The organism is Aggregicoccus sp. 17bor-14 (assembly GCF_009659535.1).
In the GTDB taxonomy this organism is placed as follows: Bacteria; Myxococcota; Myxococcia; order Myxococcales; family Myxococcaceae; genus Aggregicoccus.
The window spans coordinates 1-8,519 of the sequence record NZ_VJZZ01000028.1 but is presented as its reverse complement, the minus strand read 5'-3'; the positions used below and the strand labels follow the sequence as shown (position 1 = coordinate 8,519).

General features: G+C 73.6%; 8 protein-coding genes. 4 read left to right on the top strand and 4 right to left on the bottom strand.

From position 1 onward, the window contains the following. Positions 1-664: 664 nt before the first annotated feature. Positions 665-1,810 (bottom strand): NAD(P)/FAD-dependent oxidoreductase, encoded by a 1,146-nt coding sequence (locus FGE12_RS29860; protein WP_153870068.1) that lies wholly within the window; start codon positions 1,808-1,810, stop codon positions 665-667. A gap of 30 nt (positions 1,811-1,840) precedes the next feature. On the opposite strand from FGE12_RS29860, the gene FGE12_RS29855 reads away from it, so the two are divergent. Beyond that, positions 1,841-2,302, top strand: a complete 462-nt coding sequence (locus tag FGE12_RS29855; RefSeq protein ID WP_153870067.1) for a MarR family winged helix-turn-helix transcriptional regulator — start codon at positions 1,841-1,843, stop codon at positions 2,300-2,302. Positions 2,303-2,419: 117 nt separating this feature from the next. On the opposite strand, the gene FGE12_RS29850 is transcribed toward FGE12_RS29855, so the two are convergent. Both FGE12_RS29850 and FGE12_RS29845 read right to left on the bottom strand, forming a co-directional pair. Beyond that, a complete protein-coding gene (locus FGE12_RS29850) occupies positions 2,420-2,878 on the bottom strand; it encodes a hypothetical protein (RefSeq protein ID WP_153870066.1) in 459 nt (152 codons plus the stop codon). 85 nt (positions 2,879-2,963) lie between these two features. Continuing rightward, positions 2,964-4,958 (bottom strand): CocE/NonD family hydrolase, encoded by a 1,995-nt coding sequence (locus tag FGE12_RS29845; protein WP_228531223.1) that lies wholly within the window; start codon positions 4,956-4,958, stop codon positions 2,964-2,966. A gap of 185 nt (positions 4,959-5,143) precedes the next feature. Here FGE12_RS29845 and FGE12_RS29840 point away from each other — a divergent pair, with 185 nt between their 5' ends. Then, a complete protein-coding gene (locus FGE12_RS29840; protein WP_153870065.1) occupies positions 5,144-5,581 on the top strand; it encodes a DoxX family protein in 438 nt (145 codons plus the stop codon). Positions 5,582-5,585: 4 nt separating this feature from the next. On the opposite strand, the gene FGE12_RS29835 is transcribed toward FGE12_RS29840, so the two are convergent. Continuing rightward, on the bottom strand, positions 5,586-6,758 hold the full coding sequence (locus tag FGE12_RS29835) for an aminotransferase class I/II-fold pyridoxal phosphate-dependent enzyme (protein ID WP_153870064.1): 1,173 nt from the start codon (positions 6,756-6,758) through the stop codon (positions 5,586-5,588). A gap of 154 nt (positions 6,759-6,912) precedes the next feature. Between FGE12_RS29835 and argJ the strand changes: the two genes are divergently transcribed. Together argJ and FGE12_RS29825 are read left to right on the top strand one after the other, a co-directional pair. After that, positions 6,913-8,118, top strand: a complete 1,206-nt coding sequence (gene argJ, locus FGE12_RS29830) for a bifunctional glutamate N-acetyltransferase/amino-acid acetyltransferase ArgJ (RefSeq protein WP_194798418.1) — start codon at positions 6,913-6,915, stop codon at positions 8,116-8,118. Positions 8,119-8,148: 30 nt separating this feature from the next. Continuing rightward, complete coding sequence (locus FGE12_RS29825; protein WP_153870062.1) at positions 8,149-8,400, top strand: hypothetical protein; 252 nt, start codon at positions 8,149-8,151, stop codon at positions 8,398-8,400. Positions 8,401-8,519 lie beyond the last annotated feature (119 nt).

The following is an 8,519-nucleotide window of genomic DNA, read 5'->3' as shown; positions in this document are numbered from 1 at the left end:
CTGCCCTCCGGAGCCGCAGACCCCCTGGAATGAAGCTTCCTTCCAGACCTTTTTCGTAGCCCAGGGGCCTGACGTTCCCCTCGCGCGCGCTTCTGCCCGCCGGCCGCGGCCCGGTGCCCAGGCGCGCCGCGCCCCTGCCTCCCGAGCCGCGCCCGCACGCCGCGCCTGGGCCACGCGCTGCGCCCGCACGCCGCGCCTCGGCCACGCGCTGCGCCCGCGCTCGGGTGGCGCACCCGCGACACGCGAGAAGCTCAGTGCTCCGGCTCCAACCTGGTCAGCCTCCGTGTGTGTGCCGGCATCTCGCGCGTGCAAGCCCCCACGCCAGCACCCGGGCCCAGCCCTCCCGGAGCCGCGAAGGGCCTGGAAGGAAGCTTCCTTCCAGGCCCTTTTCGCAGCCCAGGGGGTTGACGCACCCGCCTCCATGCGCCACGTCTACGGTTCGGGTCCGCAACTTCGTCGCGCGACGGAGGTCAGCCGGCATCTGGGGCCGCGCGAACGGCACCGGCGACTGTCCGGACCCTCTCGCGTCCGTGCGGGCCGGCTGCCAGCCGGACCCTGGTGAGGGCGCTGGAGATGGCTCGACGCTCACGCGGCGCGTCGGCCGGAGACAGCCGGACCTTGGGCGTTCAGGGCAGCTCGGAGCTCACGGGCTTGCGGGGCGTGCTCAGGCTGCAGCTCCCTGCAGCGCCCGGAAGAACGAGAGCATGTTCTGGAGCCCCTGCTCCGAGACCGCTGTGTCGAGGGCCTCGGCGGCGCGAGCGGACTCCGCGGCGGCCCGGGGGAAGAGGTCCTGCTCGTAGCGCTGGACGGCGCGGCTCCAGTCCGCCTCCGCCGCGAGCCGCAGCCCCAGCTCCGCGGCATCGAGCATGGCGATGTTCACGCCCTCGCCAGAGAACGGGGACATCACGTGCGCCGCGTCGCCCAGCAGCGTGAGGCCGGGACGGTGGGCCCAGCGGTGGCCCACCGGCAGCGCGACGAGCCGGCGCACAACGATCACGTCGCTCGCCTGCTCCACCAGGGCGAGCAGCTCGGGGGCCCAGCCCGCGAGCACGCCCTTCAGCGCCGCGCGCGTGCGCCCGGGGGTGGACAGGTCCAGCCCCCCTGAGGCCCAGTCCTCCGGCACCCGCAGCGCCACGTAGATGCGCAGCCGCGACTGGCTGTTGCGCTGGGCGATGAGCGCCTTGCCCCCGCCCAGTGCAAATATCTTCCCGTGCGGGATCAGCCGCGCGAGGCCGGGATGGCGCGCGTCCACCTCGTCCACCTCCAGCTCCACGAAGGTCACTCCGGTGTACCGGGGGCGCGCGTCCGAGAGCAGCGGACGCACCCGCGACCAGGCGCCATCCGCGCCCACCACGAGGTCGAAGGTGCCCAGCGCTCCGTCCGCGCCCAGCACCTGGTAGCGCCCGTCCTCCAGCGGCTGCACGCCGCGCACATGGCTTCCCCTGCGCACCGTCCCCTCCGGAAGGCTCTGCAGGAGCAGACTGCGCAGCTGCGTGCGGTCGATTTCGGGGCGGTCTCCCTGCGGTGGATCCGCCTCCTCGTAGTGAAGCGTGCCCTGCGCGTCGTAGATGCGCAGCGCCTGGTCGTCGTAGCGGGCGAGGGCGCGGAACTGCGCCTCCAGGCCCGCGAGGCGCAGCGCGCGCTGGCCGGACTCCGCGTGGATGTCCAGCGAGCCTCCCTGGGGGCGTGCGAGGGGATGCGCGTCCAGCTCGAGCACCGTCGAGGCGATGCCTCGGGTGGCCAGGATCCTCGCCAGGGTGAGCCCGCCCGGCCCCCCACCCACGATGCCCACGTGCTTTTCAGTTTTCATAGGACCCTATCTAAACATATAAAGGGGCCTATGCAACCCAAGCCCAAGTCCGCCTCATGGAATCCGGAGGCCACCGCGGCGTTCTGGCTCAACCGCGCCTCGCGCGCGCTGCTGCGGCTGCACGAGAGCCGCCTGCGGCCGCTGGGCTTCGGGATGAGCCAGCTGCCGGTGCTGCTCGCACTCGAGGCGGACGGCGCGCTGTCGCAGAAGGAGCTGGCCCGCTGCGCGCGCGTGGAGCAGCCCACCATGGCAGAGCAGCTCGCGCGCATGGAGCGCGACGGGGTGGTGCAGCGAGAGCCCAACCCCGAGGACAGGCGCGGCAGCCTCACTTCCCTCACGCGCACGGCACGCGCGCGCCTCCCCGAGCTCAAGGCGGCGCTGCTGCGCGGCGAGGAGGAGGCCACTGCGGGGCTCAGCGCGAAGGAGAGGGCCACCCTGCTGCAGCTGCTGCAGCGGGTGGTGCAGAACCTCGAGGCGGCAGACGAGGGCTGAGCCTGCGCGGGCGGCAGACGCGAAGTTCGCGGCGGTGGGCGGGGCCTGACGCCGGGCGCCTCGCGCTGCAGCGGCGGGCAGGAGACCGCGTGGCGGAGGACCGGGGCTGCCGGTCGCTCAGGCCGCTTCGCGCTGCAGCGAGGCCACGAACTGCGCGGCCGCGTCCTCGCTCACCGCGTGGAGGCGGGCGAGGTCCCGCGCGACGAGCGCCGGCGCCTCGCCCTCCTGCAGCCGCATGCGCACGTTGTGCTCGAAGGGCGCGAGGCGCTGCTCGGCCTCGAGGCCGGACGCAGGCGGCACGGGCGCCTGCACGCGCACGCGGCCCAGCTCCCGGCGGGCCCGCACGTAGTGGTGGATGTTCGAGACGAGGAACACCCAGGTCATCACGAACGAGATGTAGCCCCACCAGCCCAACGTCACGTTGTGCAGGGTGTGGTGCCAGAAGGAGCGCCCGAGACACTCCCGGCAGAAGTCACCCGCGGTGGAGTACTCGCGGCGGGCGAAGAGCATGCCCACGTTGTGCTGGAACTGGGCGTAGGCGGCGGGTCCGGAGCGGTAGCAGGAGTCGCATCGCATGGCGCGCGCACAGTGGCGCAGACGCGGCCGCGAGGACAAGAGGGGGGCCCATCCTCACGGGCAGGCCCACCCCCTCCCACCCCGCCTAGCGCGTGACCAGCGGCAGCTCCACGAAGCTCGCCTGCTTCGGCGCGCGGTACACGCGCTGCACCGCCTTGCGGAAGTCCGCGGGCTTCGCCTCGAAGATGCTCTTCACGAAGGTCTGCGGGTTGCGGTCGTAGAGGGGGAACCAGCTGGACTGGATCTGCACCATCATCCGGTGGCCGGGCAGGAAGACGTGGTTCGCGGTGGGCAGCGCGAAGCGGTAGGTGAGCGGCTTGTTCGCGGCGAGGGGCTTGGGCGTCTCGTAGCCCTCGCGGTAGCGGCCGCGGAAGATGTCCGCGGAGACCATCAGCTGGTAGCCGCCCATCTCCGGCTGCTCGGCGACCTCGTCCGGGTACACGTCGATGAGCTTCACCACCCAGTCGCTGTCCGTGCCGCTGGTGGAGGCGACGAGGTTCGCCATCGGCCGGCCGCTCACCTTCACCGGCTGGGTGAGCACCTCGGACACGTAGACCAGCACGTCCGGGCGCGAGGACGTCTCGCGCTGGTCGCGCACCAGCCAGGTGCGCCACGGGTCGGTCGGGTTCTCCTCGTTGCTGTCGTCCACGATGGGCCGCGCGCGGTAGGGCACCGGCTTGCCGGGGTCGGACACGTACTCGTCGAAGGCGGGGCCGCTCTCCGTGGGCGCAGTGAAGCCCGCGGTGAAGCCCGCGCGCAGGTAGAGCGGCGTGGCCTTCACGCTGCAGCCGCTCGCGCAGCCGGCGGGCCACGCGGGCAGGTCTCGCCACTGGTTCGTGCCGGTCTCGAACGCCGTCACCGGCGCGATGCGTGCCTTGGGCGCGCTGTCCACGAGGTACTGGTCCAGGAAGGGGCGCAGCACCTCGCGCCGGAAGCGCAGCGACGTGTCGCTGCCGAAGCGCAGCGCGCCCAGGTGCGAGCCGTCCCCGATGGACTGCCCGTGGTACCAGGGCCCCATCACCAGGAACACGCGGTCGTTGCCCGCGTCCTTGGGCTTCAGCGCGTCGTACACCGCCGGCGCGCCGTAGATGTCCTCCTGGTCCCAGAGGCTGTGCACCAGCATCATCGGCACCTTGAGCGGCTGCGCGGCGAGCACCTTGTCCATCGCCTGGTCGCGCCAGAAGGCGTCGTAGGCGGGGTGCTGCAGCAGCTTGCGGTAGAAGCCCAGCTGCTCGAGCCCGTGGCGCCGGCCGATCTCCCCGGCCGAGCCCGCCTCGAGGTACTCCTGGTACGCGTCGCGGTAGCCCGACGCCCACTTCACCTCGCCCTTGCGGCTGGCCTGCTGGTCGTGGACGTAGGACAGCATCGTCTGGCGGAACGCGCCGTGGTGGAACCAGTCGTCGCCCATCCACCCGTCCACCATCGGGTTCATGGGCACGGCCACCTTGAGCGCGGGGTGCGGGTTCACCAGCGCCATCAGCGGCAGGAAGCCGTCGTAGGAGATGCCCAGGATGCCCACGCGCCCGTTGGACTCGGGCACGTTCTTCACCAGCCAGTCGATGGTGTCCCAGGTGTCCGTGGCGTGGTCCACCGGCGTGGGGTTCTGCGGCCCGTGCAGCGGGCGGTTCATCACGTAGTCGCCCTCGGAGCCGTGCTTGCCGCGCACGTCCTGCACCACGCGGATGTAGCCGCCCTCCACGATGACGTCCGTGGCGTTGTCGTAGCCCTGGAGCACGCGCCCCAGGTGCGTGCTCTCCGCGTGGCGGGTGAGCGAGTCCGCGTCGTACGGGGTGCGCGTGAGCAGCATCGGGCGCCCCTTCGCCCCGCGCGGCACCAGGATGACGGTGTGCAGCTTCACCCCGTCGCGCATCGGGATCTCCACCGTGCGCCGCTCGTGGTCCAGGAGCGCGTTCGCGGGCGTGAACTTCTCCGGAATCTCGCTCGGCAGCTCGGCGTAGCTGCGACCCGTGCCGCCGTCCGCGCCCGCCTCCGCCGTTCCAGCAGTGCCCGCATCCGGCGGGGCCGCGAGCGCGAGCGAGGAGAGCATCACGAGCACCAGGGGTCTCAGGGAGGTGGCCATGGCGCGCCACGCTAGCGAAGTCGCCCCCCTGCGGCCCAGCGCGGCGCCCGGGGCTGGCGACCAGCGAACCCTCGCCGCGCTGCGTCGCGCAGGATTCCCGCGCCCCGTGTCGATCCGCCGCGAGCCCGTTCGTCGCCCTGTCGAGGCCGGGCACTGGCGCCCGGCTCGCAACTGGGGAGCACGTCATGGACGCACGGGGTCAGCGGACGGGAACGAAGGCGCAGGGGCTGCTCTACTGGATTCCCACGGTGTTGCTCGCCCTGCTCATGTTCAGCGGCGGCCTGATGAACGCCCTGCAGTCCGAGGAGTCCGCGAAGGGCTTCGCGCAGCTGGGCTACCCCGCCTACTTCGCCGTGATGCTGGGCAGCGCGAAGGTGCTCGGGGCGCTCGCGCTGCTCTTGCCCGTGCCGCGCGTGCTGCGCGAGTGGGCCTACGCGGGCTTCACCTTCGACGTGCTCGCCGCCGCGGTGTCCCTGCACGCCATCGGCGCGCCGGCGGTGAACCTCGCGGCGCCGCTCGTGGCGCTGGCGCTCGTGCAGCTCAGCTACTTCGGGTGGCGGCGCCGCAGCGGGCGCGCGGCCGCGCAGCTGCCCTCGCGCGCGCCTGCGGCCTCGTGGGCCTGAGGGCTCAGGGCCCCTCGAGCACGCGCGAGCGCGCGATGCGCTGCACCGCCTCGGCGAGCCGCGCCTCCTGCTGCACCAGCGCGAGGCGCACGGAGCCCTCGCCCATCTGGCCGAAGCCGCTGCCGGGCACCACCGCCACGCCGGCGCGCTCGATGAGCGCCATCGCGAACGCGAGGCTGCTCGGGTAGCCGCGGGGGACCGGGGCCCAGAGGAACATGGTGGCCTTCGGGCGCGGCACCGCCCAGCCGAGCCGCGTGAGCCCGTCCACCAGCACGTCGCGGCGGCGCTGGTAGGTGGCGGCCATCTCGGCCACGCCCTCCTGCGGCCCGGTGAGCGCCGCCACGGCGCCCGCCTGCACCGGGCGGAAGAGGCCGTAGTCCAGGTGGGCCTTCACCTCGGCGAGCTGCCCCACGAGCCGCGTGTTGCCCACCGCGTAGGCCACGCGCGCGCCGGCGAGGTTGTAGGTCTTGGAGAGCGAGTTGAGCTCGAGCCCCACCTCGCGCGCCCCGGGCGTCTCGAGGAAGCTCGGCGGGCGGTAGCCGTCGAAGGCGAGCTCGCTGTAGGCCGCATCGTGCAGCACCACGGTGCCCCAGCGCCGGGCGAAGGCCACCGCCTGCTCGAAGAAGCCGGGCTGCACCACGGCAGCGAGCGGGTTGCTCGGGTAGTTGAGCACCAGCAGCTTCGCGCGGGCCTTCACGCTCTCGGGCAGGCCCTCGAGGTCCGGGAGGTAGCCGTTTCCCGCGCGCAGGGGCACCGGGTAGAGCTCCGCGCCGGCGAGCACGGGGCCCGCGCTGTAGATGGGGTAGCCGGGGTCCGGCACCAGCACCAGCTCGCCCGGGTCGGTCACCGCCTGCGCAATGTGGGCGAGCCCCTCCTGCGAGCCGGTGAGCCCGAGCACCTCGCGCTCCGGGTCCAGCCGCACCCCGAAGCGCCGCGCGTACCAGCCGGCCACCGCCTCGCGGAAGGCGGGCTGGTCGCGCATCGGGTAGCCGTAGTTGCCGCCCTCGAGCACGGCGGCCGCCATGGCCTCGGTGACGTGCCGGGCGGGCGGCAGGTCCGGGCTGCCGATGGAGAGGTTGATGACGTCCGTGCCGGCGGCGAGGACGCGGCGGCGCGCCTCGTCCATGGTGGTGAAGACGGCGGCGGCCAATCGCTGCAGGCGCTGGGGCTTGCTCATCGCGGGGCGCAGACTCGCCCAGGGGCCCGGAGGGGACAAGCGCAACGACAGGTGCGAGGCGCCGCGTGCCGGCTCGGCCCACACGCGGGCGTGCGCAGGTGTGGGCCCGCAGCGCGGGCTGTGCAGGGGGCGCAGGTCGGGTACAAGGCGCGCCATGAGCATCCCCGTCCCGCCCGTCCCGTCCTTTCCCCCCGCCGCGCTCACCCTCACGTCGGTGCCCGGCCTGCGCGCCGCGGGCGTGCGGGCGGGCATCAAGGCGAGCGGCAACCCGGACGTGGGCCTGCTGGTGGCGGACGAGGCCGTGCCGGCGGCCGGCCTCTTCACGCAGAACCACTTCGCCGCGGCGCCCGTGCTCCTCTCGCGCGAGCACCTCGCGAAGAGCGGCGGCCGCGTGCGCGCGGTGGTGGTGAACAGCGGCAACGCGAACGCCTGCACCGGCGAGGACGGCGCGCGCGATGCCCGCGAGATGTGCACGCGCGTGGCCGGGGCGCTCGGCTGCCCGGTGGAGCAGGTGCTGGTGTGCTCCACCGGGGTCATCGGCGTGAAGCTGCCCATGGACCGGGTGCGCGCCGGCATCGACGCGGCGCTCGCGCAGCTCGCGGGGGACGTGGAGGCGGGCCGCCGCTTCCTGCATGCCATCATGACCACGGACGCCTATCCGAAGGAGGCGTGCGCGCGGCTCGGGCGCGGCGTGGTCGCGGGCATCTGCAAGGGCGCGGGGATGATCGAGCCGAACATGGCCACCATGCTCGGCTTCCTCTCGACCGACCTGCAGCTCTCACCCGCGGAGCTGCAGGCCGCGCTGCCGCGGCTCGCCGCGGGCAGCTTCAACGCGGTGCACGTGGACACGCACACCAGCACCAACGACACGCTGCTGCTGCTCGCCACGGGCCGCACCCCGCGCGCCGCGGGCTGGGAGGAGGCGGCGGCGCAGGTCGCGCACCGGCTCGCCTGGCTCATCGCGCGCGACGGCGAGGGGGCCACGAAGGTGACCACCATCGAGGTGACGGGCGCCGAGAGCGATGCGGCGGCGCGAGAGATCGCGAAGCTCGTGGCGGCCTCCGCGCTGGTGCGCACCGCGCTCTACGGCAACGACCCCAACTGGGGCCGCTTCACCAGCCAGGTGGGCAACGCGCGCGCGGTGAGGAACGCGCGCGCCCTCACCTGCGTGCTGCAGGGCATCGAGGTGTTCCGGGGAGGCGAGCCCACCGCCTTCGACCGCGCCGCGGCCTCGCGCGCGATGGCGCAGGAGGACGTGCGGCTCGAGCTGCGGCTCGCGGACGGGCCGGGGCGCGCGGTGGTGCTGACGAGCGACCTCGGCTACCGCTACGTGCAGGTGAACGCGGAGTACACGACCTAGCCTGCAGAGGCGCTAGGGTCGAGCGCACGCATGAGCGACGCCGACCCCTCCTCCTCTGCCCCCACCTCCCGCTCCCGGCTCGGCTGGGCGGGCGTTGCCCTCGGCATCGCCTACGGCCTCTTCGCGCGCTGGGCCTTCGGGACGCACCAGTTCGAGGACCTCTTCGCGGTGATGAGCCTCGCGTTCATCTGCGGGGTCCCCTTCGCGCTGGGCTTCCTCACGGTGGCGCTCGGGGACCGCGAGGGCACGTGGACCTGGGGCCGGCGGCTCGCGCAGCCCTAGTTGGACTGCGCGAGATGCGCACGCGCAGTGCGGCGTGCGCCCTTAGCGTGAGGGCGAGCGGGCGAGGTGGCGCGGAGGCGGGGCGCGCGCCCCGTGCGCGTGCCAGTGGCCCTCTCGGG

What these genes read in the sequence shown, in the direction of transcription:
- FGE12_RS29860 (WP_153870068.1), bottom strand. Translation starts at nt 1,810, where the DNA reads ATGAAAACTGAAAAGCACGTGGGCATCGTGGGTGGGGGGCCGGGCGGG.
- FGE12_RS29855 (WP_153870067.1), top strand. Translation starts at nt 1,841, where the DNA reads ATGCAACCCAAGCCCAAGTCCGCCTCATGGAATCCGGAGGCCACCGCG.
- FGE12_RS29850 (WP_153870066.1), bottom strand. Translation starts at nt 2,878, where the DNA reads ATGCGATGCGACTCCTGCTACCGCTCCGGACCCGCCGCCTACGCCCAG.
- FGE12_RS29845 (WP_228531223.1), bottom strand. Translation starts at nt 4,958, where the DNA reads ATGGCCACCTCCCTGAGACCCCTGGTGCTCGTGATGCTCTCCTCGCTC.
- FGE12_RS29840 (WP_153870065.1), top strand. Translation starts at nt 5,144, where the DNA reads ATGGACGCACGGGGTCAGCGGACGGGAACGAAGGCGCAGGGGCTGCTC.
- FGE12_RS29835 (WP_153870064.1), bottom strand. Translation starts at nt 6,758, where the DNA reads ATGAGCAAGCCCCAGCGCCTGCAGCGATTGGCCGCCGCCGTCTTCACC.
- argJ (WP_194798418.1), top strand. Translation starts at nt 6,913, where the DNA reads ATGAGCATCCCCGTCCCGCCCGTCCCGTCCTTTCCCCCCGCCGCGCTC.
- FGE12_RS29825 (WP_153870062.1), top strand. Translation starts at nt 8,149, where the DNA reads ATGAGCGACGCCGACCCCTCCTCCTCTGCCCCCACCTCCCGCTCCCGG.